The organism is Giesbergeria sinuosa (assembly GCF_042652905.1).
In the GTDB taxonomy this organism is placed as follows: domain Bacteria; phylum Pseudomonadota; class Gammaproteobacteria; order Burkholderiales; family Burkholderiaceae_C; genus Simplicispira; species Simplicispira sinuosa.
The window spans coordinates 62,160-86,311 of the sequence record NZ_JBHSHJ010000003.1 but is presented as its reverse complement, the minus strand read 5'-3'; the positions used below and the strand labels follow the sequence as shown (position 1 = coordinate 86,311).

The following is a 24,152-nucleotide window of genomic DNA, read 5'->3' as shown; positions in this document are numbered from 1 at the left end:
GCATGGCAGCCTTTGGAGGTTCAACCAAAGGTTTGTTATGGCACGGGACTTGTTCGCTGAGTTGGGAATTGAGGTCAGGGGGTCTGAGGGGGGTGATACCAAGCTCTCCCCGGAAGATGCCATCAAGAAGGTGGCGCAGGAGACGGGCTACAACTATGATTTTTTGCTGGGGCTGTCCAAGTTGGAAACCCGTGGCGGGGCCGCAACGATCAAGGGTGACGGGGTAGATACCCACAATCTGTTCAACATCAAGGATTTTTCCAAGGATGGAACAGGCATCCGAGCCACTGACAAGGCGGAGGGATCGAACCATCGTTACCGCCAATACGCTGATTACGAAGAGTCGGTGCGGGATGTCGTGCGGCTGCTGGATCGCAAATACCCGGATGCACGGGTAGCAGAGACATCGCAAGAGTTTGCCCAAGCATTGAAATCAGGCGGCTATGCCACTGACCCGGCCTATGTGAACAAGCTAACACGCGTGATTGGCTCGGCGCAGGGTGGTTCTAATTTGTCGGCTGGTGCCTCGCAGCAAGCACCGGGCACTGCGGGGCGCGACGTGTTTGCCCAGTTGGGGATTGATCGCAATCGCCCAGCTGGTGGGCGTGATCTGTTTGCAGAGGCGGGCATTGATCCCAAAGCGCCGCTGGATGGTGGTGGGCGAGACCTGTTTGTGGAGGCAGGCATTGACCCGAAGGCACCCATGCCAGGGACTGCGCTACAGAAAGCTGGGGACTATGCCGGTGCAGTGTCGAGTGGCATTGGTACCGGCGTTTTGGGTATCCAAGGCGGTATTGGCAAGTTCTTGCAGGCACCGGCGGCTAATTCATTGGCGGCGGTGGCTGGTGGTGTCGCGCTGGCTGATCGCGGCGTGACATGGCTGGCGAATAAGCTGGAAGGCATGGATGCCAAGGCGAACCCAGATATCCAGCAGACTGCACAGATGGCATCGCAGTTTGCCGCTGAGCAGCGTCTGGAAAACGCCAAGGTGGGCGAAGATGGGGGCTGGGCCAACCCCATGACCATGATGGCCCGGATGGGCTTAGGCCTGCAAGAGGATGCCCGCAGTCGCACCCAAGCCATCATGGCAGCGGATGCGGCTACTAACCCCGAACTGTTGCGACAACAGCAGGCAACGGCACAAGCCGAAGGGTTTGTAGGCAACCTCAAAGCCATTGCGGACAACCCGATGGCCTTCACCCACACGATGGCCCGCTCGGTGCCCGATATGCTGATGGGCGTGGGTATGGCGCGTTTGGCCGCCGGTGGCAAGCTGGCGGCAGCGACCAATGTTGGCGATGCGGCTGCGGTGGGCGTAGCCAAAGCGGGTGGAACGGCAGCAGCACAGGCGGAAGCGGCGGCCGCAGCAATGGCGCCGCTGCAACAGCAGGCCGTGGCTAGGGCTTCTAGTGCTGGCCTTTTGTCAGAGGCAGCCTCATCGGGCATGAATGCCTCGGAGGGGATTTATCAGCAGGTGATGGGGATGCCGCTGGATAAGCTCGCCGCATCCTCAGATCGGTACAAGGAGCTGATGGCGGAGGTCAAGAATCCGTATAAGGCCCGTGAACGGCTGGCCAATGAGTTGGCCGACCAGGCAGCACTGCCCTCGGCGGTGGTCACAGGCCTAGGGACAGGCATCACGAACAAGATATTCGGTGGTGATGCGACAGCTAAGACGGTGTCCGGTGTTGACCGCATGACGGGCAAAGAGCTGGCCAAGCGGGTTGGCCAAGACACGGTGGAGGAGGTGGTTCAAGGCGTGTCGGAGGATACGGTGCAACATGGTGCCGTGGTGCAGGCGGATCAATCGGCCAAGCTGGATGTCGGCGGGGCGATTGCCCAAAATGCTGCGGCTGGTTTGGCAATGGGCGGGGGGATGCACGGCTTTGCTTATGGCAAGCAGGCGCTGGGCAATGGGCACGCCCCAAGTTCAGGGGAACAAACATCAGCGCCCACCCCTGATACTTCACCTGCCCCACCTGAGCAAGCTACTTCCAGTCAAGAAAATTCCTCCATTACCGACGATGCCCCCATTAGTGCTGCCGAACAGGCGCTCAAGCAGCCGGTGGCCCTGACGGCACTGGATCGGGCGGTGGAGCTGGATGCTGAACTGGCGCACGTTCGGGAGCGGTTGCAGGATGAGACCCCAGAAAACGGCTACGGCCCCGCTTTTGACCAGTCACGCCAAGAGTTGGCAGTCAAGGCGGCCATGCTGGAGCAAGAGCGCAACCAAATTGCAGCGACATGGCCACAGGCGGCTAAAGGGGCACCTACTTCCTTTGGTACCGACTCTGGCGTGAAGCTCGCTGGCACTTATGCGCTGATGAGTGCAGATGATCTGGTCACATCCCATACTGAGGGCTTGCAACCCAATCCGCTGTATCCACAAGAGTTGCAGCCACGCGACCGCAGCCGAAGTGCCAGTGAGTTACAGGTATCAGGCATTGTGCAAAAGCTGGATCCAGAACGGTTGGGTGCTTCGGCGGACGCCGCCACCGGTGCGCCGATTGTGGGGATGGACGGCTTGGTGGAGTCTGGCAATGCCCGAACGATTGCCCTCAAGCGCGTGTACCAGGCCAAAGGCCAGAAGGCCGAAAACTATAAAGCCTTCCTGCGGGACAACGCCGCCCAGTTTGGTATTGATCCAGCCCAAGTGGATGTGACGCCCAAACCGGTATTGGTACGGGTGCGCTCCACGCCCGTCAACCGGGCTGAGTTTGCACGCCAAGCCAATGCCAGCACGGTGCAGCGCATGAGCCCCAGTGAGCAGGCCAAGGCGGATGCAGCTCGGCTCAATAGCCTAGAGGGCCTCAACCCCACGGAGGATGGCGATTTTTCTAACAGCCGTGACTTTATTCGCCAGTTCAGGAGCACGCTGCCCATTACTGAACAAAGCGAGATGATGGAGGCCGACGGGCGTTTGTCGGCTGCTGGGTACCGGCGCATCCAGAATGCGGTACTGGCCAAGGCGTATGGGGATTCACCCACCTTGCGCCGGATGACCGAGAGCATGGACAACAACTTGCTCAATATCAGTAAGGCTCTGCTGCGAGTGGCACCTACCATTGCATCGGCGCGCGAGCGCATGGAGGCTGGGGCCTTGCATCAGGCAGACATTGCACCCGACTTGGTACAGGCGGTAGAAGGCTTGTCTGCCTTGCGCGATAAGGGCTGGACGGTGGCGCAAGAGTTGGCACAGACGGATCTGACTGGCCCCAAATATTCCCCAGAAACAGCCGCACTGATGCAGTTCTTGGCAGACAACATGCGCAGCCCACGGCGGATTGCAGAGTTCTTCCAGCGTTATTACGAGGCACTGGAGCAGGTTGGAGACCCACGGCAATCGTCAATCCTTGGTGATGTGGGGCCTGCACCATCACGATCCGATTTACTGACACAAGCCAGAGAGGTGACGCCAAATGACAACTCTAACCAAGACTCCCAGCGGGGAGTCGATCGAGAAAGTTCGCTCCCTGATGGGCAAAGTCGAGAGCAATCCCCAGATACGCAGGGCGATCACCGCAGCCCTGAAAGCGATGCAGCCCCCCGACCCCATGCCGCAGCAGGACAGCCGGGAGCAGCAGAAGGCCAAGCCACAGTCGATAGCCGCAGAGAACCAGTAGAGGCAGAAAAGACACCCCTAGGCGCTGACACACGGTTGGCTATAGGCGTCGCCGGTTCTGTCGATGGTGTGCCTGGCGTCCCATTGCAGGATCTGCAAGCCTTGGCTGACCGGCTAAAGGCCAGAATGCCGAATATGCCCAAGGTGAATGTGTTGGCTGACCCATCCAGTGCACCTTACAGCCTGATGGAATACATCAACCGGCAAGATGCCTGGTATGACGTTCAGGGTGCGATGCACGAAGGAGAGTTCTACCTGTTCGGGTCTGGCTTGCAAAGTCTTGAGCAGGCTGAGCATGTGCTGGCAGAGCATGAGGCGGCTCACTTTGGGCTACGGGCCGTTCTGGGTGTGGAGGGCTTGAAGTCCGCCATGCAAATGGTTTGGGTCCACAACGCTAGTGTGCGAAAACAGGCCTCCAAACTACAAGAGCGGGGCCGTCTGTCAGATGCTGAAGCCACGGAAGAGGTGATTGTTGACATTCCGACCAAGGAACTGGCCCAGCTCAAGGGTTGGCGCAAGGTAGTGCTAAAGGTGCGGGATTTTCTTGATCGCCGTGGCTATGAGAAGCTGGCTGACCGCCTCACCACTTGGCTCAATGGCTCTTTGGATGAGCAGCAACAGGCTGACTGGTTTGTGGCCGATCTGGTGCGCGCTGCACGCGATTATGTGGCCGGCCAGCGCGACGGGCAGCCATCAGGGTACGTGGGGGCCACGCGCTTGTCTCGGCTGAAAGATTCTGCTGCGAGCGTGTCTGCACCCGCTGCACCATCTCGGGCGCATGGGGGCAGGGGATTTAATGAAGGCAGCGCCACGGTGATTGGCACCTTCAAAAATGATATTCCTATGAAGGCGCACCCAGATTACAAGGCAGCGAAGGGAGGTGACCTCATGGCTGCCGCCGCGCTGGTGCAGGATCTTGTGAAGCCAGAAGATTTGCAATCGGCCCATGAAAAGTTTGGATCTGATGTGGTGTTTGTTCCTGTCCATGCTGAAGAGGCGGCAGGGCGAAATCAGATCCCTAATGCTCTGGCCATGATGTATGCGGCCAATTCGGGTGCAGAGGTCGATACCAGCATTGCACAGGCCAATCGTGCATTTCACACTGGGGCGGGTGCGATGGAGCGTTTACTGGCCCGTGCTGAGTTTTCAGGTTATGTTGAGCCTGGCCGACGCTATGTGCTGGTGGATGACGTGACCACTATGGGTAGCACTTTGGCCGACTTGGCCGCCTATATTCAAAGCAGTGGCGGTGACGTGGCTGGCTCCGTGGTGTTGGTCAATGCCATGCGCGGAGGTAAAATTCAAGCTGATCGCAAAACCGTCAACCAACTGGAGGCCCGTCATGGAGAAGTTGTCCGCGAACTCTTCGGCTTCGGCTCCCAGTAGCTTACCGCAGCAGAAGCTCAATACCTCATTGGCTTCCGATCGGCTGACGAGCTCCGAACTCGAGTCGTTACAGCAAAACAAGCGCGAATCGATCGCCTCGCTGCAAAAAATATTCCCCAACGCGCGGATTCACCAAGCCCCGACTCCCGCCTGAGTCTCGGCGATCCCACAAAGAATCCTACAGCCGCAAGGGCTGCCCCGCTCAATGGCTCGTTAAATGCACAACAGTGGGGCGATGCTGTGCAGGTGTCCCCTATTGTCTACGCACCGGGTAAGGGGGCAGGCATCTCAATCAGCGAGGCGACGCAGGTAGTTGATGAATTTTTGGCCCAGTTTGCTCATCAGGCTCCTGTTGTCATTGCTGATAGCGCCGTAGGGGTCTTGCCGGGAGCAAGCAATAACGACGCTATCGCGGGTGCTGTGCATCGTGGTCGGGTGCATCTCTTCCTTAGCCAGATCCCGAACAGGACTGAGGTGATCAAGACTCTTTGGCATGAATTGCTCCATTACGGATTGCGCCGGTTTTTGACAAAAGACCAGTTTATCGCTGAGATGACAGCGTTGTATACCGGTGACATGTGGGTACGGGGATTCGCCAATCAGTGGGTTCGGACGAGCGAAGGGGCTGCAGCTATTCGATTTGGTGGGGTTGAGTACGCCCGGGCACGCGGGGTGGACGAAGCCTTGGCACGGCTGGCTGAAGACACTGAGGGAGGCAAAGAATCCAACAATGTGAAGGCAAATACCTACCGTCGGGTTGTGCAATGGCTGGCAAAGATGGCGGATAAATTCAATGCTGGGCAAGTTGCTGCCTTTTTGCGTGGCATGACCAACATAGAAGCGAAAGCCTACGTGCGCAGCGTGTTCACCCGTCTTCAAGACGATGCCCCCGCTACCCAGAGCGATTGGGCATTCACCGCAGATGACGCATTCAGTCAAGCCCCGAATCCTTCGGCTGCCGAACGGGCCAACCAGCTGATTTCTAAGTCTGTAGGGCGTACAGCACCGTTGGATGCTGTAGCCCATGCCATTACCCGCGTCACCGGTGTTGAGTGGGTGACTCGCAATGTTTACGACAAGGCGGCTGTTCTGTTGGAGCGCCTGATTCCTGAACGGGTTAAGGCGGGTGTCGTTTCAGATTACGGGGTACCTGAAGCGGTGATTGACCAACGCTCTTTACTCCAAGGCCGCCAGCGGGTACAGCTGCGCAAGACGGGCGCCCTCGTGGAGAAACTGGCCACCCTGACGCGGGCTGAGAGCCGGGTGGCCTATGAGTGGATGAATATGAAGGAGGGGGCTGACGCGGCTGCTTATGATTCCGTGATGCAGGGGCTACCCCAAGAGTCGGTCAAGGTGCTCAAAGAAGTGCAGCAAATGATCGACAAGCTGAGCCGTGAGGCGGTGCGCCTTGGGCAGTTGTCCCCAGATGCGTACGAGCGGCATAAGTTCGCCTACCTGCATCGATCCTATGAGAAGTACACCTTGGGCCTGAGCGCCGAAGAGAAAGCCGTGCGCTCACGGGCTATTGCCGTTTTAGGGGAGCAATACCAAGGCCGTGGCCTGAGCGAATTTGCCTCTATGGCTGAGATGCGCAATGCCGCTCCTGAATGGTGGGGGCGCAAGGTGGTGCCCTACAAGGTCGATACATCTCTGAAGGGGCAGAAGTTCATCCGCCTAGAGCGGCGCGCGCCGTCTGGTGAAGGGGTAGAGCCTTTGCCAGGCATGGAGGGTAAGCAACCGGGCAAGTTGCAGGAGGTGGCGTACTGGCCTGTTGGCGAACCCATCCCCAGCAAGTACAGCGACAAGCTCAGTGACTGGTCGCCGGCAGGAACATGGGAAGTGCGCGACACCCAAGCAGGGAAGGTGGTGCTGTGGCGCGACTTTACCAAGAATGAGCGCACCCAGATGGGTGAAATTGACGAGGCCCGGTTTGCCATTGCCAAGACGCTCCAGATGATGATCCACGATGTGGAGGTGGGACGTTATTTGGAGTGGATGGCCCAAAACTATGGCAAGAAAGACGCTGATCAGGTAGATGGCACTGTAGTGGATGCCTCTGAGCGGATGCGTGACACTTTTGCCACCAATGAATGGGTGAGGGTTCCGGATGTGAAGATACCCGGCACAGAGGTGCTCAAGTATGGGAAGTTGGCCAATCATTATCTTCCTGGCCCGATTTGGAATGATGTGCGTCAAGTGGTTGCTGGTGGGCACTTCAAGCCGTTTGGTGAGAAATATGACAAGTTGTTATCGCTGTGGAAAACCAGCAAGACGGCACTGTCGCCCAGCGTGCACATGAACAATGTCATGTCCAACTTTGTGATGGCTGATTGGCATGATGTGGGGGCCGGCCATGTGACCAAAGCCTTGCGCATTTTGCTTTCTGCTAGCCAAAAACTGGGCGGCATTACTGACCGCGAGGCGGCACAGGAGGTGCTAAATAGGTATCAGGACAGTGGTGGCGATACCGGATCGTGGGCCACCCAAGAGATTGCCAACGAGCAGTTGGAGCCGCTGCTGGCGGCGCTGGAGGAAGAGCTTGGGCAAGACGATGGCGGCAGTATGCAGGCGCAAATAGGCGTAATGGCGGCCCTACAACACGCCAGCCACGGCAGATTTTCCGATAGCTGGGCAGCTGCTGTCGCCAGCAAACCGGGCAAGGGGATGGGTAAAGCGGCTAAGGCGATGATCGACATCTACCAAGCTGAGGATGATGTGTTTCGGCTGGCAGCATGGCTCAAGGCTAAGGAGGATGGCTTGGATGACATGGCCGCTGGCAAGGTGGCGCGCAAGTCATTTTTGGATTACAGCATCAATGCTCCCTGGATCAACGCCATGCGCAAGTCTGGGTGGCCATTTTTGGCGTTCACTTATCGGGCAGTGCCGATGCTGGCAGAGATTGCCGCCAAAAAGCCGCACAAGCTGCTCAAGCTCATGGCGCTGGCCGGTGGGCTTAACGCGTTAGGGAGCATGCTGGCTGGTGGCGATGATGACAAGGAGCGCAAGCTGCTACCAGAAGAGAAGGCCGGTGCTATTTGGGGCATGGTGCCCAAGCTGATTCGTATGCCGTGGAATGATGCCCATGACTCGCCCGTTTATTTAGACATTCGGCGCTGGATACCGGTGGGCGATGTGTTTGATGTGGGCCAAGGGCATGCTGCCATCCCTATGTTGCCGGGGTTGATGCCTACGGGGCCATTGGCCATGTTGTTTGAAGTGGTACTGAACAAGACGAGCTTCACCGGTAAGCCAATCACACAAGAGACCGATACCGTTGCCCAGAAGACAGCCAAGCTGGCAGACTACTTTTATAAGGCGTTTGCACCCAATTTGCTCTTACCCAATCCAGTTGGCTGGGCACTAGAGGAGGCGTCGGGGGTTAAGAATGCCGGACAGACATACGCATGGTCTTCGGTCAGCGATGCTGCACATGGCCGCACTGATGCCTTCGGTCGTGAAATGTCGGTAGCGCAGGCCATCGCATCATCGGTTGGGGTGAAATTGGGTAGCTATCCGGCTGATGTGATGCGACGCAACCTTGTTGCACAGGCCAATGCCAAGGCGCGCGAGATTGACCTGAATATCTCCCAGCTGCGGCGTCAGTACCAGACCCATCGATTGGGTCGAGACGAATTCAAGACACAGGTGCAGCGGGAGATGGAGAAAAAACGAGGCGTTATGCAAAATCTGAGTGAACGATTGCAGTGATGGTATTGATGATGGTACTGTTGGATCAGTATGTCTCCAAACCCGCATAAATTCTAGGTTTGTGGTCGCAAACAACTATTGAGTGGGAGTGAAATCAGGTCCTTCGGGGACTATCGTGACCTATCGAAAAACTGTCCTAACGTGTTGATTTATAAAGAAATGCGTCACGGCAGCTATCGGTGGCTATCGCCGATCAGCAAAACGGATTGGCGGTAGAGGCGACGGTAGAAACCGGAGGCCGGATTAAGACCCTCCCGTTTACTATCCAGACCAAACCGGTCTTTGACGGTAAATCACTCCTCAGGAAAGCTTGTTTCATGCGGCTTTCCGAGCATCAGCAGGTCTCCTGACCCCTGACGGTAAAAGCCGTCATGAACAGGAGGAAAAACCTCGATGCTTACCGACACCGCACTACGCAATCTCAAGCCTAAGTCCAAGATTTACAAGGCTTCCGACCGCGACGGCATGTACGTAACGGTATCAACCACCGGTACCGTCACCTTCCGCTACGATTACCGTCTCAACGGCCGGCGCGAGACGCTGACCATTGGAAGGTATGGGCCGTCCGGCATTTCGCTCGCGATGGCCCGCGAAAAGCTGCTGGACGCCAAGAAGGCCGTCGCTCAGGGCAAGTCCCCGGCGCATGAGAAGCAGCGCGAGAAGCGCCGCCTGACCGCCGCCAAGAACTTCGGCGACATGACCGCCCAGTGGATGGCCGGTGCCCGGATGGCCGACAGCACGCGAGCGATGCGCAAGAGCATCGTCGATCGGGACATCCTGCCGGCCTTCCAGAACCGCCTGCTCAACGAAATCACCGCCGACGACTTGCGTGCCTTGTGCGGCAAGGTGAAAGGGCGGGGCGCCCCGGCCACCGCGGTGCACATTCGCGACATCGTGAAGCAGGTCTATGCCTTCGCCATCCTGCATGGGGAGAAGGTGGACAACCCGGCGGCCGACGTGGGCGCAGCCTCGATTGCGACCTTCGTGCCCAAGGACCGCGCCTTGTCGCCGCTGGAGATCCGCCTGATGTCGCGGCAGATGGAGTCGGTGGCCACCTATCCGACCATTCGGCTGGCGTTGCGCATGGTCCTGCTGACGCTGGTGCGCAAGAGCGAACTGATCGAGGCTATCTGGGACGAGGTTGATTTCGAGAGCGCGACCTGGACCATTCCGAAGCAGCGGATGAAGGGGCGCAACCCGCATGTGGTCTACCTGTCGCGCCAGGCGCTTGACATCCTGGTGGCGCTGCACACCTGCGCGGCCGGCTCGAAGTTCGTGCTGCCGTCGCGCTACGACTCTGACCGTTGTATGTCGCACGCGACCCTAAACCGGGTCACACAGATCGTGGCGCAGCGGGCCAAGGCCGCAGGCCTGCCCCTGGAACCGTTCACCGTCCACGATCTGCGCCGCACGGGTTCGACGCTGCTCAACGAGATCGGGTTCAACCGCGACTGGATCGAGAAGTGCCTTGCGCACGAAGAAGGGCGTTCCTCGCGCTCGATCTACAACAAGGCCGAGTACGCCGAGCAGCGGCGCCACATGCTTCAGGAGTGGGCCAACATGGTCGATGCCTGGATCGACGGGCAGACCTACGTGCCGAAGCTGATGCCGGAGAACGTGGTCGTGCCGGTGTTGAGTGCGATGGCCTGAAGCAGGGCCAAGGTTGTCACTTGACAACCTTGGCAATCATTCCCATACTGGAGACTGTTGATGGCCCGGTCCTCTCATCCGAAGAAAGAAGTCGAGGAAGCACTCAGGCACGCCGAAGGGCAGGGCTGGCGTGTGGAAGTCGGTGGCAGCCACGCCTGGGGGCGGATTTATTGTCCGTACAACGATGCGGAGTGTCGCTGCGGCGAGTTCTGTATCACCAGCGTGTGGAGTACGCCGAAGAACCCTGGCAACCATGCGCGTGCCTTGCGGCGAGTCGTGGATAACTGCACGACGCACCGCAAGCAGCAGGAGGCAGCCGACGATGCCGAGGAGTAGCACGATGGAATACACCTTCACCCTGAAATACCAACTCGCCGACGATGACCGTGACCCGGATGCACTGGTCGAGCGTCTGGGCGAGGCCGGGTGCGACGATGCCCTGGTCGGCATCGGGCAGCCGGGGCGGCTCGCGCTGGAGTTCACCCGAGAGGCGGACAGTGCGGACGCGGCTGTACGCAGCGCGTTGGCCGACGTGCGGAGCGTCGTGCCATCGGCCAGGCTGATCGAGGTCGCGCCTGATCTAGTTGGGCTGACCGACGTGGCCGACATCGTGGGCGTGTCGCGGCAGAACATGCGCAAGCTGATGCTGGCCCATCCGGGCACCTTCCCAGCGCCGGTGCATGAAGGCAGCGCATCGATCTGGCACTTGGCGGATGTGCTGACCTGGCTGCAGGCAAAGGGTAGCTACTCGCTGGCCATGGACGTTCTGGAGGTGGCGTGCGTTGCCTTGCAGGTCAACGTGGCCAAGGAGGGGCGGCGGTTATCGCGCTCAGCTTCCAAGGAGCTGGAATCTCTCGTTGGATGAGGCCGTCGCCAGCCTCATTCCTGACCGGAACCCGCCCGAACAGGGCGGGTTTTTCGCAGGTGTACATCCGGCTTGGCGGCGCTGATGGGAGGGGCTTGCTTGCGCTCCTCGATCCAGGCCTCGACCTCGGCCAGGTCCCACACCACGCAGCGCGGCGTCAGATTGAAACGCCGTGGGAACTCGCCGCGACGCTCCATTTCGTAGATCGTCGTTTCGGCCAAGGGGACGATCTGACGCAACTCATGACGGCGGATGGTGCGCCGAAATGGCAGCAGGCCGTACTTCGGGAACTGGGGGAGATCGCCGTAGGCGATCGAGCCGGGCAGGGGGAGGGCGGACGGCGAGCGCATCTCGGTACCGTTGACTCGGCCTATGTTTCCTGTCGGGTTATTCTCCATGTCGAACTCCGTGGTTGTCCGGCGATATGAGTTGCCACCGCATGACGACATGGTGGCTTTCAATTGCTATCGCGGGAACTCACTGGAGCGTAGAGAGGCGTACTGAAGACAAATAGCCAAGGAAAAGGGGGAGAGTATGGCGACGATAACGGTTTCTCCGATTCATTTCGAGGACTACAGCGGCATCCAGTTTGAGCGCCTTGTCTTTGCATACCACGTGCGCGCTGGCTGGCGTGACCTGATCTGGCATGGCCAATCGGGAGGCGACAAAGGGCGGGACATCGCGGGTATCGAGCCATTCGACGACCAGCCGGCACGCAAGACCATCATCCAATGCGCGAACCGGGACACGCTGACCCTAGCGAAGGCCAAGGGCGACATGTCCAAGGCGGTCAAAGCCGCTGGCGGGACGCCGAATGCTTTCAAGTTCGTCTCTCGTGGCCCTGTTTCGGACGCCAGCCGAACTCGAATCGAGCAAGCCGCGGCATCCCTCGGGGTTGCGCATGTGACGATATGGTCGGGCGTGGAATTCGAGGAGAACCTGCGGCTTCGCGCCGAGTACCTGCTGCACCGTTTCGTCCATGGCATCGAGTTTCCCGACGCTGAGATGGAGATCCGAAAGTTCGTGGACGATTTCCCCGATCTCTCGGACGCCGATGCACTGCAATTGATGGCGGCCGTGTTCGATCGCCCGGCCTTTCGGACACCGTTTCAGCAGGAAAGCTCTCTGCCTGCTTTTCAGCAGGCGATCGAAGACACCATTGGCGCACTCAACACAGGCGTTTGGCGGACGCGCGAAGGAGACGAGATCAGGCGTATCCCCTCGATCCATCATCTTCGAGATCAACGCATCCGCGCAGTGCTTGCAAAGGTGGTTCGCCAGGTCGATGGGCTTCGCCGCATCTTTGTGACCCGTCTCAATGAAGGGGAGATCAGACACTGTGGGTGCGGTCAGCCGAATTGCCCCACGTACATGCTCACGCATCGCGTTGCCGACGAACTGGACGAAGCCAGACGGAAAATTCTGACGATGTTTCGATCGGTGTATGCGCCCTTTGACGTGAGTCTTCAGTAGGCGAGCATGGATATGGCATTGTCCGAAGAACAAATTCGGTACCTCAATCACCATCCGCCAGGCGAGGCCGTGGCCCGCGCGTTGTCCGAACTGCTGGAAAACGACCATGACTTGCTCGGTATCGACGCCAACGAACGATCCATCACCTTTCGCTTCGCGATGTATCTCCAACGGCATTTTCCTGATTGGACCGTGGATTGCGAATACAACCGCGATGGCGCTGAGCCGAAGAGGCTCGGGCATCTGGAGCTGTATCCGGACAGCGAGGATGATGAGGCGAAGACAGTATTTCCAGATGTGATCGTTCATCGACGAGGCACGAGAAATAACTATCTGGTCTTGGAGTTCAAGAAGTCAACGAGCCGCGTTGACCGACAGATCGACCTACGGAAACTTCGGGGCTACAAGCAGCAGCTTGGCTACGAGCATGCCCTGTTTGTGGAGGTTGGAACCGAGGGGCGGGTGGTCATCACCATGCTTGAATGGGCTTGAGAGGCAACAGGGAAGACTCATGACACGCATTCCACCGTTCAGCTCACAGCACCTTGAAGCTGCGTGCCGCGTGCTCGCCGATACCGAGCGTGGCCTGAGCGGCACGCAGATCGAACGCCTGCGGCAAGAAATCGAGATTGCCGACACGTCGCCCGGCATGACCAAGTGGAAGCGGTTGTTCAATGCGCTGGCCGGCGCACAGAACCACCACCAAATCGGCAACCATCTCATCATGTTCATCAATCGCGCGATGAACCCGGTGAACTACGCCCGCGACCCTGCGACGTTCGCCTGGCGGTGCGACGAACTCAATGTCGTCCTTGCCTTCTCCGGTTTCTACGTGCGTGACGACGGCAAGGTCGGGTACGCCGACAAGGCCACGACGCTCGATGCCGCGCGAGCCCGCGCGGGACGGCTCAAGGCTGCATTGGAAAGTCGCATCGTGCATACGGAAGTGCTGAACTACTGCCGCGCCGAGTTACTGGACGAAAATTATTTCCATGCGGTCTTCGAGGCAACGAAAGGCGTTGCGGAGCGGATTCGCCTGCTGTCGGGCCTGAATGGCGATGGCGCTGAGCTGGTGAACAAGGCATTCGCAGGCCAGCAGCCCGTTCTGGCCTTGGGGCCGCTCACCACAGAGTCCGAGAAGAGCGAGCAGAAAGGCTTTGCCAATCTGTTGATCGGCCTGTTTGGCGCCGTGCGCAATCCGCTGGCCCATGCACCCAAGACGAACTGGCCGATGTCCGAACAGGACGCACTGGACATCCTGACGCTGGTATCGCTGATTCACCGCAAGCTGGATAGCACCACGAAATTAGCGGCCGTATCGCCATAAGGGAAAGACAAGAATGGACGAGGCGATCGTTGTCTTCTCTCGGAAAGGGATCTTTCAGACCACGATCGCCGCGCGCGACGTTCGCAGCCGGGAGCATGCGCGCAAACTGTGGCCCTTGGTATCTCCCGGCGCATCACAGCAGCTGGTGACATGGGTCAGCCCTTCCTTCGAGAGTGGGAAGTTGCGTCGGCGCTCCCATTTCCGGGTGCTTCCTGCCCAGCACACCTTCAACCCCAAAGCGCACTTCGACGATGAAGAGGCCAGCCGGTGGCGCGCCGTGCAGGAAAGCCCTGAACACCGGCGGGCGAAAGAACTTGTTGCGGCTGAACTCTCACGACGCCTGCATGCCGGGCTTGCGATGCCGTGGGCGTTCAAGGATGCGGATGCGTCGGACTATCCGCTGGAAGGCAACTTGTTGCTCGGCGCCGACCAGGTGGCAACCGAGCATCCCCTGGAGACACCATTCGGCAGCAAATTCCGGCTTGACGTGGCTGTGCTCGGGCCGCCGGTCCAGACCGAGCCGATGGTGCTGGGCGGCGTTGAAATTGAACTCGGCCACGCCTTTGACGGGCGGAAGGCGCTGATCGGAAAGTCGCTAGGATTCCCGCTGATCTCCATCGACATCACCGAGATGGCGCTGGACGAACTCACGCCCGAGTGGGCACAGCGGGTACTGACCGCAACCACGCGGAGCCACGAGCAAGGACGCCGGCAGACCTACATCTATCTCCACGACCTGCTGTACCCCCTCTACGCGCAATTGCCGGCGTTTCTGGATGACGAGCAACGCCATCAGTTCCTTGTGTTTGCCGACGATGAGACCTTGAACAAGTTGGTGCGCTGGATGAACCTACTCGCCGAAAAGCTGGAGTACCCGAAGGGTACGGTCGCCGTTGCCCTGGTCAACGGCAAGAACGAGCAGTCCTGCAAGATGCTGGAACGCGCGGGGCAAGTCGTTGGCCCCGACTGGAGTGAGTTCAACGCCCAGCGATGCCTACGGCTGACCCTACCGCGTCCCAGAGGCCCGGCGGACCTCCAGGCCCATCGCTTCCACATGACGATGGCGCGCATCCTGCTGTCGCACACCGATGCGCTCGTTGGCTACAAGTATTGCAACGGCGTGGACAACAACCACCCCGAAGAGGACGTATGGGTGGCGCATCGCTGGATCGCCGATCTGAAAACCCATACCCAGCATCGCGTATTGCCGAAGCGGCTGGCCGAACCGATCAACAGGCTGATCGCCGTGGTTTCGGACCTGCATCGCAATCACGTGGCCGCCAGCCACGAGACTTGACCATCCTCTGCCGAAAGTCAGCCGATAGGCCAACATTCCAGCGGAGTTACGCGCCTATGCCTATCCGCAGAGTGCGTTGAATCTTAGTCCGCAGTCGGTTTTGCAGGCTTTTTTCTCGGGGCCGAAGAAGACAAAGACGGCAAGCACTCGAACAGGCGTTCCGCATAAACGAACCCCATCCGCCTGACTGCGCCCTGATCGAAGTACAGCAGCCAAGCAGCAAGCAAGGCCAACGAAATGAGCAACGTCAGGCCTGCGGCAAGCCCCGGATCGGCAAGGTGCATTGGGTCAAAATGGGGTGGGACTACCTGCAGAACCTTCGCAATCAGCAATCCGTAGATGATGCCCAGGATGCACGACACGATACCGACCGGCTTCATCGCCAGCATATTGCGGTGAAACCCATAGGCAATGTTCTCTTTCAGCAAGAGCTGCTTGTTGGAGCGCGTGAGTTCGCGAAGCCGCTTGGTGGCGCCAACGTAGATATCGTCCGCCTTGTCAGGGCTTGCTGACTCTTCTTCTGCCGTTGGCATGTCGATACCCAGCTTGGCCGTGATCGCCGTGTGATAACGCTGTTTGCTGACACCATCGAGAAACTTGTCGCGATGACGCAGTGCGATGGTTGTGGGCATGCCGCCCCACTTTGCAACCAGCATCTCTTCAAGCTGTTTCCCGCGCCCGCGGGCGACACTCGCCAGCGCATAGATAGCGCCGCAGCCACCAAGCAGGCCGATCACACCTGTAAGCACGGGATGCTTTGGCCCGTAGACACACAGAAGCGGCACCAGCACCGGCAGGGCCACAAGAAGTCCGGGGACCACACGCGCCTTGCGCTCGTAGGGGTCCTTGACCAGCTCAAAAAAGGTTGTCATATGAAGTCAGGCCTGTGCCGTCAAGGCATCGATATAGGGTTGGATTTCATCGCGATTTTTCAGCGTGATCTGCTGCGCGAGAGGGTCTGGCGCTTCCTTGGTATGCAGGCCCAGACGCCTCAGCGTGTAGTACAGAAACGCTTGGCGGCATGGAAGTTTGACCTGTCCGTATTCCATGCCGTAATCCAGCTCCAAGACTCGCTTCTTGGCCGGGGGCAAATCAGGGTGCGGCGCAAGGACCAGCATCAGCACAGTATGCCAATGCGCATCCTGGCTGAAGTCAACTTGGCTCAGCTCGAAACCGTCGATGCGCAGAATTCGGGCGAGAACGAAATCGCTGAAGCGCTGGCGCTTGTGGCAAAACGCGCGCACGTGCCAGCGAAAACCGTCGTTGCCAAGGGCGTGCGGTGACAGCAAGCGAATCGATTCGTCCAGGGACGTCATGGACTGGTAGCTCACCCGAATGGCTTCCCGCTGCCGGATTGCCCGAACCACCGCTTCGACAGTCTGCTCATTGATCGTGCGCCAAGGGGAAGGTGCCCAATCCGTCTCTGGCGCAGAACCGATGAAGCTGGCAGCCGGCTCGACAACACCCATCTTGGTTGCAAGCAACTCTGCCAGATAGCGCTGTGCCGAGCTTCGTTGATACAGCGGCTGGAAGCCCGGCGCTGCCGTGTAGGTCCTGGAGCTGCGGTCGTAGACCAAATTGCCCGGCGCCAACTCTGTGTATTTGGCAATGTCCAGTGAAGCCTGGGGAACAGAGATGCCGAAGTGCTCAGTGAGATCCATTCGATTGATGCGCCGCTCCCAGCGCAAACGAAAATCGATGAATTGAAGTCTGCTCTCCAGCCCCCAACTTAATCCCTTGGATTCAGCGGGCTCGGCGGCAGTAACAGGGGGCTCTTGCATCAATAGCGTCTAAAAAGTAGAAGGGCGTAAAAAATAGTCGTATATTAACTATACGCGATCATCCTTCGGTCGTCTACCCGGAGACCCTCATGCCCACCACCATCACGTTTTTCCCCGTTGATAACGGGGACATGACGCTCATCAAGTTCGGCGACCTCGACGCGACGACGCTGCTGATCGACATCAACATCCGACAGGACGCCGACGACCCCGGAAAGGACGTGCGCGACGTTGCCAAGGACTTGCGCGAACGGCTGAAGAAGGATGAGAACGGTAGGCCGTATGTCGATGCCTTCCTGTTGAGCCACCCGGATCAGGATCATTGCCGCGGCCTGACGCGGCATTTCTACCTGGGGCCGCTCGCCAAGTACCCGGATGACAAGAAGGACGACAAGGACAAGAAGATCGTGATCCGCGAGATGTGGTCGTCCCCGATCGTGTTTCGACGCACCAGCAAGACTCATACCTTGAGCGACGACGCCAAGGCCTTCAACACCGAGGCACGCCGGCGCGTGCAACTGAACCGGGACAAGAACTTTGCCGTCGGGAACGGTGACCGCATTCAGATCATGGGCGAGGACATCGACGGAAAAACCGACGATCTCACCTCGATCGTGCGGAAGGTGGACACGCGCTTCTCGACGATCAATGGCAAGAGTTCGGCATTCTTCTCCGCGCTTCTTTTGGCTCCCCTGGATGCCCAGGACGACGAAGAAGAGGAAGAGTGCCTAGTCAAGAACCAGTCCAGCGTGATCCTGAACATCACATTGGCCGCCGATGCGCAGACGCCGGATGGCGCGAAATTCCTGACTGGTGGCGATGCCGAGGTATTCATCTGGAACCGCCAGTGGCAGCGCCACAAGACTGAAGCCGATGTGCTTGAGTACGACATCATGCAGGCACCGCATCACTGCTCCTGGCATTCGCTGTCCTATGACAGTTGGTCCGATTTCGGCGAGAAGGCCAAACTCGACGCCGATGCCCGCAAGGCACTTTCGCAGACCCGTGATGGTGCCGTTATCGTCGCCAGCTGCAAGCCGATCGCAGACGATGACAGCGATCCGCCCTGCATCCGCGCGAAGCGTGAGTACGTGGCGATCGTGAACGACGCAAAAGGCGAGTTCTACTGCACGGGCGAATATCCGAGCGAAAAATCCGTGGAGCCCCTCGTTTTCACCGTCACCGCTCAGGGTGTGCAGCCTCCTTCGAAGAAGGAAGCCGGATCGAAGGCTGCCGCCGTGATCACCTCCGCGCGCACGCCCATGCCGCACGGGGCATCATGACGGACCGCATCGCGGACGCACTGCATCAACTTCAGCGGCATCGGGGCCTTGTCCGCGTTGGCGAGCCAACGGCATTGGGCGCGTTGACGCAGATTGAAGTCGATGTTGCCGTTGAATTGCCAAGCAGGTCTCGGCGCAGAGGGGTATCCGAGACCGGAGTACGCTCGGTCGAAACATGCGTTCTGGTGTTCGGCACTGAATGGCCCCTGTCCGCGCCCAAGCCATTCTTGCGTGCGGACTTCCCGCTCAACTTGCCGCATATCAACCCTCATCGCGAGGGCGAGTTGGTCTCGCCTTGCCTGTTCGAGGGGGCGCTCAACGAACTGCTGCATCGGTTTGGCCTAGACGCCATTGTCGATCAGTTGATCGATTGGCTGCACAAGGCCGCAGCGGGCACGTTGCTGGACCTTGAACAGGGGTGGGAGCCGACTCGACGAGACAGCTGTCCTTCGACCGTGGTATTCAGTGCCGAGAAGGTTGCGGCCGCAGCTCCCGCTGACGGCACCATTCTGGTAGTCCCCGCAGGCTACGTGACGATTGATGGCGGTCTATACGCCATCATCAATGCCGAATTGACCCCGCAAGTCGATCCTGTGTTTTACCAGGAGACTCACAACGACAAATTGGGCAAATGGGCAAACGGCCACACCGCCGCCTTCATTGCCCGGGCTACCATGACCGGAGGCCACCCGCATGTGGTCGGACACTACCAACCGGAGACGGTTGTCGATCTTGCGACGCTGCTTGATCGAGCAGCAGAACTCGGCATTGATCGTGGCGCTTTGGCCCAAGGCTTGGATGGTTACTACGGGCGCTCGATCCTGGATCGGCAGCAGGACTCGCGGGGCTGGTTGCATGGCGTGTACGCGATTGTGATTCTGGCTGTACAAAGGCCAGCGTCGCTTGTGGGCTCCCCGGGGAGAAGTGTCGAGGTATTGCCCTATGTGGTGCGCTACGAACTCAACGCTCAATCGCTCTTGGAGCGAAACGCCACGGTTCACCCAGCCTTTCACGCGCATTCGTTGTCTCCCGAATTGCTGGCAAGGACGTCCGGCATTCCATCAGCGGCCACATCGCAGTCGCTGGTCGTGCTCGGCTGCGGAAGCGTGGGATCGAAAATTGCGCTGCAACTGGGGCGAGCGGGTTTCGGCTCAGTGACCTTCGTCGATAACGAATCCATGTCGCCTCATAACGCGGCGCGACATGCACTTATTGAGCGGGCATCGGTGCTGGTCCCACCGCGGAAGTCTGCGTTGATGAAGACGGCCTTTGAAAGCCTGTCTCATCTTCAATCGCGAGCGTTCGACACCGACGCAGCGACTCTCTTGGTCGATCCTGAACAGTTTGCTGCAACCGTTCCGCAGGATGCTGCCCTCATCGTGGATGCGACGGCTTCACTTCAGGTGTTGGCCGCAGAAGCACAATCAACGGCGCTGAACCAATCCCCTGCGCGACTGGCAAGGATCGTGATGTATGGACACGGGCGCTGCGTCGCGGTTTTGCTCGAAGGACCTGGCCGGGCCGGTCGGGTTGACGACCTTACGGCATTCTTGTTCGAGTGCTGCCGGTTTGTGCCGGAGCTGCGTGCCTCGATCTCCGGTGACACCTCTGAGCCGACACGCATTTTCGTGGGTGACAACTGCCGTTCCCTGACGATGCCAATGTCTGATGCCGTTGTTTCGCGTTCTGCGTCACTGGCCGGTTTGCAATTGGAGCGCTGGCTCGTTGACGGGCTTCCGAAGGAGGCGACGCTTTGCGCCGGGATATCGGATGCCGAAGGACTCGGCATGGCATGGAGCCGCACCAGCCTTGGCCCGACCACCGTGCTCGACGTAGCCGACGATGGTGGCTGGAACATTCGAGTTCTGCACCCGGTCGCGCAAGCGATCCATGCTGAAGCGCTGCGCTGGGGAGCACTGGAAACAGGCGGGACCTTGGTCGGCCGCATCTCGTTTGAAAATCGAACCATTACCATTGCGGGCCTTATTGAGGCGCCGCCTGATAGCGTGCGAGAGGCCGCCCGTTTCGTCCTCGGAACCAATGGGCTTGTTCAAAATTTGCGCGCCGCAAACGCTGCCTCTTTGGGGTATCTCGCCTTCATCGGCACCTGGCACAGCCACCCGAAAGGTGGCCCACATTCGGGCATAGATCGAAATACATTGCGCGGCATCGCAGAGGATGCTGGCGGGCTTCCCGCCGTGTCGCTGGTGTGGACTCCGACAGGACTCACGTGTGCTGTGGATCGCTGGTAGATGTGAAGCCACCGGCACTTTGTTGGCATAGAACAAGAGGGATGTATGGCTGATTACTTCGAGATCGATTTTCTTGGCGTCGAAACCGCGAAAAGCGGCGATGCGATCACGCTGCGCTACTCGGTAAATGGTACGGAGGGTGTACACGTCGTTGACGGTGGGTATCTGGATACAGGGGATCAGATCGTCGAGCATCTGAAGACGTTCTATGGAACCACAGTCATCGACCATGTGATCCTCACGCACCCCGATCGCGATCACGCCAATGGGCTGCGAAAAGTCCTGGAGCAATGCACGGTCAAGAATCTTTGGATCAACCGGCCGTGGATATACGCAGACCAGTTGATCGATCGCTTTGAAACCTATGAATCGGTTGAAGCACTGCGACGGAAGTTGCGCTCCATCTACGATGCCACAGCAATTCTTGAGGATCTTGCGGTGGCGAAGAAAATTCCAATCCATGCGCCTCTACAGGGGCAGAGCATCGGCCCGTTCACGGTCATGGCTCCTAGCCTGGAACGCTACCTGGACCTGATCGTGGACTCCGCGAAGACTCCGGAAGCTGTTGAAGAAAGTGCTCTAGATAGCGCGCTGAGCAGCATATTCCGGGCTGTGAAGGCTGCGACCGCCTACATCAAGTCCTTGTGGGGAGAAGAATATTTCCCGCCCGAGCCGACCAGTCGTGAAAATGAAATGAGCGTGGTGCAGTCGGCCGTCTTGAACGGTCATCGTGTCATGCTCACTGGCGATGCCGGGCGTGAGGCGCTGCAAGAAGTGATTGGCTACGCGCCTTTCGCCGGACTCGCGCTACCGGGCATTCGGTATTTTCAGGTGCCTCACCATGGTGGGCGGCACAATGTCTCGACTGAAATTCTGGACCAACTGGTTGGCCCACGCTTGGACAGCATGCCAGACAAGCATACTTGGAATGCAATCTGCAGCTCTGCCAAGGCGGATGAGGATCATCCGCGGAAGTCGGTGATTCGTGCCATATTGCACCGGGGCGGACACTGGGCTGCGACCGAAAGCCAAAACATACGCATCGGGGCAGGCATCACCCGCGAGGGCTGGGTACCGATTCCCCAAGCGGCATATCCCGAAGATCAAGAAAACTGACATTGATTGAAGTTGGCACGGATTTTCGACTTCTGATCTGCTGACTCTATTGCGTGCATCCCGGCGTTCCGCCGTCGGGCTCGCGGGCTGTGCCCCGCGCCTCGTGCCGAGTCGCGGCCATCCGGCTTTGATCCCTGACGCCTCCGGCCCTTGAGGGCCTGCGCGCTGCGCTTGCCCATCCGTCATCTCTGCGGGTGGTGGGCTGTGGGCGGTCTTGCTGTTCCCTTCACCGTATCACGGCGTTCTCGCCGTCAAGGGCTGCGCGCCTTTGGCGCTTGCGGCCATGGCCGTCTTCGACCCTGTGACAGCTTGCGCTGCGCCGTGCTGGGGCCGGTTCCAGGCAATTCCGCCTGAGCAACCGGAGCACGATCATGTCGCAACTTTCTCTGTCTCTCGATTCTTCGCTGCTGGTGCGTGACGCACAGGGGCGTTACCTGTTGGTGTCGGCGGACCAGATTCTGGCGGCGGCACGCCAGGTCATCGATCTGAAGAACCCACGCGGGACACTGTTCACATCGCCGGCGCTGGTCATGGACTACCTGCGCACCAAGCGGGCCAGCTTTGGGCACGAAGTCTTCGCGGCTCTGTTCCTCGACAGCCAGCATCGGCTGATCGAGTACGTGGAACTGTTCCGCGGCACCATCGACCAGGCATCGGTGTATCCGCGCGAGGTGGTGAAGGAGGCCCTGCGGCTCAACGCGGCAGCGGTGGTCTTTTCGCACAATCATCCGAGCGGGAGTCCCGAGCCGAGCCAGGCCGACAGGGTTCTGACCCAGCGTCTCAAGGAGGCCCTGGCGCTGGTGGACGTGCGCACGCTGGATCACGTCGTCGTCGGCGGCGCGGTCACCACTTCATTTGCCGAATGTGGCCTGCTCTAACCACGGGGGCTTCGGCCCCTTTTTGCTGCGCCCAGTGGCGTAGCTCCGTCCTACAGGCCTGCGCGTGCTGCGCACTTGCCAAAGGCAGGTCTGCGTGTGTGGTGGGGTGGGGCGGTCTTGCTGTTCCCTTCATCGTGCCACGGCGTTCTCGCCGTCAAGGGCTGCGCGTGCAAGCACGCTGGCGGCCTCCGGCCGTCTTCGACCCCTGACCGCTTGCGCTGCGTCGTGCCCCGGAGGTGACGGGCAATTCCGCCCGGCAATCTTCAGGAGTTCACCATGAACAACGCACTCATCACCGACGCGCAGCGCGCGATGCTGCTGGCCAACGGCCGCGACTCTTTGGACAACCCGGACTTCGATCCGGCGCCCGTGGTCAAGCTCTTCACGCCGGACGCTGGCGCGACCTGGCTGCTGACCGAGATTGATCCCGACGACCACGATCACGCCTTCGGCTTGTGCGACCTGGGCTTGGGGATGCCGGAAATCGGCTGGGTCAGCCTAGGCGAGTTGGCGACTGTGCGCGGTGGGCTGGGCCTGCCGATCGAGCGTGACCTGTCGTTCCGCGCCGAGAAGCGGTTGAGCGCCTATGCGCGCGATGCGCGCCTGGCTGGGCGGGTCGTCGTTTGACCCGGCCCTGGGGCGTCGCAGGACGCCCCTTCAAACCCGACGCGAGGCAACACGAGCCCCTTAGAACTCCGGCAGGTTCTCCAGATTGTCCCGCTTGGTGCTGTTCTTGTTGGTCGTCAGGTAGACATCGTCGATGACATGCACCTGCGCACCAACCTTCCATTTTTTTTCGGGCGTTTCTGTCCGGGTCTGGAATGTCACCTTGCCAAGGCGAATGAGGTCGGCCACGAACGCTCGCGGCACAGTTCGATTCGGCCCGATTTCTCCGGGTTTTTCTTCTTTTACACGAACGAACTCGATGTGACTGTGGTCTTGGTTGTACCGCACGGCCGTGATGCAAAAATCTGCCATATCCCTCCCCTTGTGTAGATGGCGAACATCGAGAGGGAAAGTGGGGGTGCTTGCGTAGATTTCAACTGCTGCAGCCATCCATACCTGCTCAAGCTGAAATGGGCGTCCCCGGCCAAGAAGACATGGCCGGTCGCGCTGTCCTGCTGCGCATCGAGCCACCTGCGGCGTCTCGCCCCATTCGGGCTTCCATCGTTCCCTCGCTCCGCTCGGCTGACGCCTCCGGCCCGGCTTCCCGATCCGGGCCTGCGCGCTTCGCTTGCCGTACGGTCAGCACATCAAGGTGGCCGTTGCCTGTCCAGCCATCTCTCCTGACCCCATCACCTTGCTCGCGACTGTAGCCCGCGGCCGTGTGCCGTCAAGGCGCGCAGGGCCGTGTCCTCGGCTGCGCCTGCGGGCCGCACCAACCCCGCGCTTGTTTCCTTGACGGCCCCCGTCCGCGCGCTCCTGACCGTCGCGGGCGATGAACTCAGGAAAGACGGTGGCAACGAGGCCAACCGGGTTCTTCGTGCCGACCGCACCGAACAGCCGAAAGGCTG

20 protein-coding genes are annotated in these 24,152 nt (G+C 59.5%); 15 read left to right on the top strand and 5 right to left on the bottom strand.

Annotated elements, in window-relative coordinates; genetic code table 11:
- Positions 1-37: 37 nt before the first annotated feature.
- The gene (locus tag ACFO6X_RS04970; RefSeq protein WP_382430663.1) at positions 38-5,008 is read left to right on the top strand and encodes a glucosaminidase domain-containing protein; all 4,971 of its coding nucleotides are present in this window, start codon (positions 38-40) and stop codon (positions 5,006-5,008) included.
- Positions 4,965-5,162, top strand: coding sequence for a hypothetical protein (locus tag ACFO6X_RS04965; RefSeq protein ID WP_382431264.1), 198 nt, complete (start codon positions 4,965-4,967; stop codon positions 5,160-5,162). Before ACFO6X_RS04970 ends, ACFO6X_RS04965 begins: the two co-directional genes overlap by 44 nt.
- Before the next feature lie 134 nt (positions 5,163-5,296).
- Here ACFO6X_RS04965 and ACFO6X_RS04960 read toward each other — a convergent pair whose 3' ends face one another.
- Positions 5,297-5,503: a hypothetical protein gene (locus ACFO6X_RS04960; RefSeq protein WP_382430661.1), complete on the bottom strand. Its 207-nt coding sequence runs from the start codon at positions 5,501-5,503 to the stop codon at positions 5,297-5,299.
- A gap of 57 nt (positions 5,504-5,560) precedes the next feature.
- On the opposite strand from ACFO6X_RS04960, the gene ACFO6X_RS04955 reads away from it, so the two are divergent.
- The 4 genes from ACFO6X_RS04955 (at position 5,561) to ACFO6X_RS04940 (ending at position 11,231) form a co-directional block, all read left to right on the top strand.
- The gene (locus ACFO6X_RS04955; protein WP_382430659.1) at positions 5,561-8,716 is read left to right on the top strand and encodes a hypothetical protein; all 3,156 of its coding nucleotides are present in this window, start codon (positions 5,561-5,563) and stop codon (positions 8,714-8,716) included.
- Between the two features lie 393 nt (positions 8,717-9,109).
- Complete coding sequence (locus tag ACFO6X_RS04950; protein WP_382430657.1) at positions 9,110-10,366, top strand: tyrosine-type recombinase/integrase; 1,257 nt, start codon at positions 9,110-9,112, stop codon at positions 10,364-10,366.
- Between the two features lie 60 nt (positions 10,367-10,426).
- Positions 10,427-10,702 carry a hypothetical protein gene (locus tag ACFO6X_RS04945; RefSeq protein WP_083881241.1) on the top strand — a complete coding sequence of 92 codons (276 nt, stop codon included), beginning with the start codon at positions 10,427-10,429 and terminating at the stop codon, positions 10,700-10,702.
- 4 nt (positions 10,703-10,706) lie between these two features.
- On the top strand, positions 10,707-11,231 hold the full coding sequence (locus ACFO6X_RS04940) for a helix-turn-helix transcriptional regulator (RefSeq protein WP_382430655.1): 525 nt from the start codon (positions 10,707-10,709) through the stop codon (positions 11,229-11,231).
- 14 nt (positions 11,232-11,245) lie between these two features.
- On the opposite strand, the gene ACFO6X_RS04935 is transcribed toward ACFO6X_RS04940, so the two are convergent.
- A complete protein-coding gene (locus ACFO6X_RS04935; RefSeq protein ID WP_382431252.1) occupies positions 11,246-11,581 on the bottom strand; it encodes a helix-turn-helix transcriptional regulator in 336 nt (111 codons plus the stop codon).
- Positions 11,582-11,765: 184 nt separating this feature from the next.
- Here ACFO6X_RS04935 and ACFO6X_RS04930 point away from each other — a divergent pair, with 184 nt between their 5' ends.
- Genes ACFO6X_RS04930 through ACFO6X_RS04915 form a run of 4 tightly spaced genes read left to right on the top strand, consistent with a single transcriptional unit; the run spans position 11,766 to position 15,328 of the window.
- Positions 11,766-12,704: a hypothetical protein gene (locus ACFO6X_RS04930; RefSeq protein WP_382430653.1), complete on the top strand. Its 939-nt coding sequence runs from the start codon at positions 11,766-11,768 to the stop codon at positions 12,702-12,704.
- Between the two features lie 12 nt (positions 12,705-12,716).
- Positions 12,717-13,196: a hypothetical protein gene (locus ACFO6X_RS04925; protein WP_382430651.1), complete on the top strand. Its 480-nt coding sequence runs from the start codon at positions 12,717-12,719 to the stop codon at positions 13,194-13,196.
- A 19-nt stretch (positions 13,197-13,215) separates the two neighbouring features.
- A complete protein-coding gene (locus ACFO6X_RS04920; RefSeq protein ID WP_382430649.1) occupies positions 13,216-14,031 on the top strand; it encodes a TIGR02391 family protein in 816 nt (271 codons plus the stop codon).
- A 13-nt stretch (positions 14,032-14,044) separates the two neighbouring features.
- On the top strand, positions 14,045-15,328 hold the full coding sequence (locus tag ACFO6X_RS04915) for a hypothetical protein (protein WP_382430647.1): 1,284 nt from the start codon (positions 14,045-14,047) through the stop codon (positions 15,326-15,328).
- 83 nt (positions 15,329-15,411) lie between these two features.
- Here ACFO6X_RS04915 and ACFO6X_RS04910 read toward each other — a convergent pair whose 3' ends face one another.
- Both ACFO6X_RS04910 and ACFO6X_RS04905 read right to left on the bottom strand, forming a co-directional pair.
- Positions 15,412-16,200: a hypothetical protein gene (locus ACFO6X_RS04910; RefSeq protein WP_382430645.1), complete on the bottom strand. Its 789-nt coding sequence runs from the start codon at positions 16,198-16,200 to the stop codon at positions 15,412-15,414.
- A 6-nt stretch (positions 16,201-16,206) separates the two neighbouring features.
- The gene (locus tag ACFO6X_RS04905; RefSeq protein WP_382430643.1) at positions 16,207-17,109 is read right to left on the bottom strand and encodes a WYL domain-containing protein; all 903 of its coding nucleotides are present in this window, start codon (positions 17,107-17,109) and stop codon (positions 16,207-16,209) included.
- Positions 17,110-17,198: 89 nt separating this feature from the next.
- Here ACFO6X_RS04905 and ACFO6X_RS04900 point away from each other — a divergent pair, with 89 nt between their 5' ends.
- The 5 genes from ACFO6X_RS04900 (at position 17,199) to ACFO6X_RS04880 (ending at position 23,265) form a co-directional block, all read left to right on the top strand.
- Complete coding sequence (locus ACFO6X_RS04900; RefSeq protein ID WP_382430642.1) at positions 17,199-18,392, top strand: ComEC/Rec2 family competence protein; 1,194 nt, start codon at positions 17,199-17,201, stop codon at positions 18,390-18,392.
- Positions 18,389-20,644: a ThiF family adenylyltransferase gene (locus ACFO6X_RS04895; protein ID WP_382430640.1), complete on the top strand. Its 2,256-nt coding sequence runs from the start codon at positions 18,389-18,391 to the stop codon at positions 20,642-20,644. The genes ACFO6X_RS04900 and ACFO6X_RS04895 overlap by 4 nt, the downstream gene beginning before the upstream one ends.
- Before the next feature lie 45 nt (positions 20,645-20,689).
- On the top strand, positions 20,690-21,760 hold the full coding sequence (locus tag ACFO6X_RS04890; protein WP_382430638.1) for a ComEC/Rec2 family competence protein: 1,071 nt from the start codon (positions 20,690-20,692) through the stop codon (positions 21,758-21,760).
- A gap of 371 nt (positions 21,761-22,131) precedes the next feature.
- Complete coding sequence (radC, locus tag ACFO6X_RS04885; protein WP_382430636.1) at positions 22,132-22,638, top strand: RadC family protein; 507 nt, start codon at positions 22,132-22,134, stop codon at positions 22,636-22,638.
- Positions 22,639-22,914: 276 nt separating this feature from the next.
- The gene (locus ACFO6X_RS04880; RefSeq protein ID WP_382430634.1) at positions 22,915-23,265 is read left to right on the top strand and encodes a DUF2958 domain-containing protein; all 351 of its coding nucleotides are present in this window, start codon (positions 22,915-22,917) and stop codon (positions 23,263-23,265) included.
- Between the two features lie 60 nt (positions 23,266-23,325).
- Here the strand turns inward: ACFO6X_RS04880 and ACFO6X_RS04875 are convergent, their stop codons facing one another.
- The gene (locus ACFO6X_RS04875; RefSeq protein ID WP_382430632.1) at positions 23,326-23,694 is read right to left on the bottom strand and encodes a DUF3892 domain-containing protein; all 369 of its coding nucleotides are present in this window, start codon (positions 23,692-23,694) and stop codon (positions 23,326-23,328) included.
- Positions 23,695-24,152: the final 458 nt, after the last annotated feature.

Coding starts and splice junctions, on each gene's coding strand:
- ACFO6X_RS04970 (WP_382430663.1), top strand. CDS start 38: ATGGCACGGGACTTGTTCGCTGAGTTGGGAATTGAGGTCAGGGGGTCT.
- ACFO6X_RS04965 (WP_382431264.1), top strand. CDS start 4,965: ATGGAGAAGTTGTCCGCGAACTCTTCGGCTTCGGCTCCCAGTAGCTTA.
- ACFO6X_RS04960 (WP_382430661.1), bottom strand. CDS start 5,503: ATGCCAAAGAGTCTTGATCACCTCAGTCCTGTTCGGGATCTGGCTAAG.
- ACFO6X_RS04955 (WP_382430659.1), top strand. CDS start 5,561: ATGACAGCGTTGTATACCGGTGACATGTGGGTACGGGGATTCGCCAAT.
- ACFO6X_RS04950 (WP_382430657.1), top strand. CDS start 9,110: ATGCTTACCGACACCGCACTACGCAATCTCAAGCCTAAGTCCAAGATT.
- ACFO6X_RS04945 (WP_083881241.1), top strand. CDS start 10,427: ATGGCCCGGTCCTCTCATCCGAAGAAAGAAGTCGAGGAAGCACTCAGG.
- ACFO6X_RS04940 (WP_382430655.1), top strand. CDS start 10,707: ATGGAATACACCTTCACCCTGAAATACCAACTCGCCGACGATGACCGT.
- ACFO6X_RS04935 (WP_382431252.1), bottom strand. CDS start 11,581: ATGCGCTCGCCGTCCGCCCTCCCCCTGCCCGGCTCGATCGCCTACGGC.
- ACFO6X_RS04930 (WP_382430653.1), top strand. CDS start 11,766: ATGGCGACGATAACGGTTTCTCCGATTCATTTCGAGGACTACAGCGGC.
- ACFO6X_RS04925 (WP_382430651.1), top strand. CDS start 12,717: ATGGCATTGTCCGAAGAACAAATTCGGTACCTCAATCACCATCCGCCA.
- ACFO6X_RS04920 (WP_382430649.1), top strand. CDS start 13,216: ATGACACGCATTCCACCGTTCAGCTCACAGCACCTTGAAGCTGCGTGC.
- ACFO6X_RS04915 (WP_382430647.1), top strand. CDS start 14,045: ATGGACGAGGCGATCGTTGTCTTCTCTCGGAAAGGGATCTTTCAGACC.
- ACFO6X_RS04910 (WP_382430645.1), bottom strand. CDS start 16,200: ATGACAACCTTTTTTGAGCTGGTCAAGGACCCCTACGAGCGCAAGGCG.
- ACFO6X_RS04905 (WP_382430643.1), bottom strand. CDS start 17,109: ATGCAAGAGCCCCCTGTTACTGCCGCCGAGCCCGCTGAATCCAAGGGA.
- ACFO6X_RS04900 (WP_382430642.1), top strand. CDS start 17,199: ATGCCCACCACCATCACGTTTTTCCCCGTTGATAACGGGGACATGACG.
- ACFO6X_RS04895 (WP_382430640.1), top strand. CDS start 18,389: ATGACGGACCGCATCGCGGACGCACTGCATCAACTTCAGCGGCATCGG.
- ACFO6X_RS04890 (WP_382430638.1), top strand. CDS start 20,690: ATGGCTGATTACTTCGAGATCGATTTTCTTGGCGTCGAAACCGCGAAA.
- radC (WP_382430636.1), top strand. CDS start 22,132: ATGTCGCAACTTTCTCTGTCTCTCGATTCTTCGCTGCTGGTGCGTGAC.
- ACFO6X_RS04880 (WP_382430634.1), top strand. CDS start 22,915: ATGAACAACGCACTCATCACCGACGCGCAGCGCGCGATGCTGCTGGCC.
- ACFO6X_RS04875 (WP_382430632.1), bottom strand. CDS start 23,694: ATGGCTGCAGCAGTTGAAATCTACGCAAGCACCCCCACTTTCCCTCTC.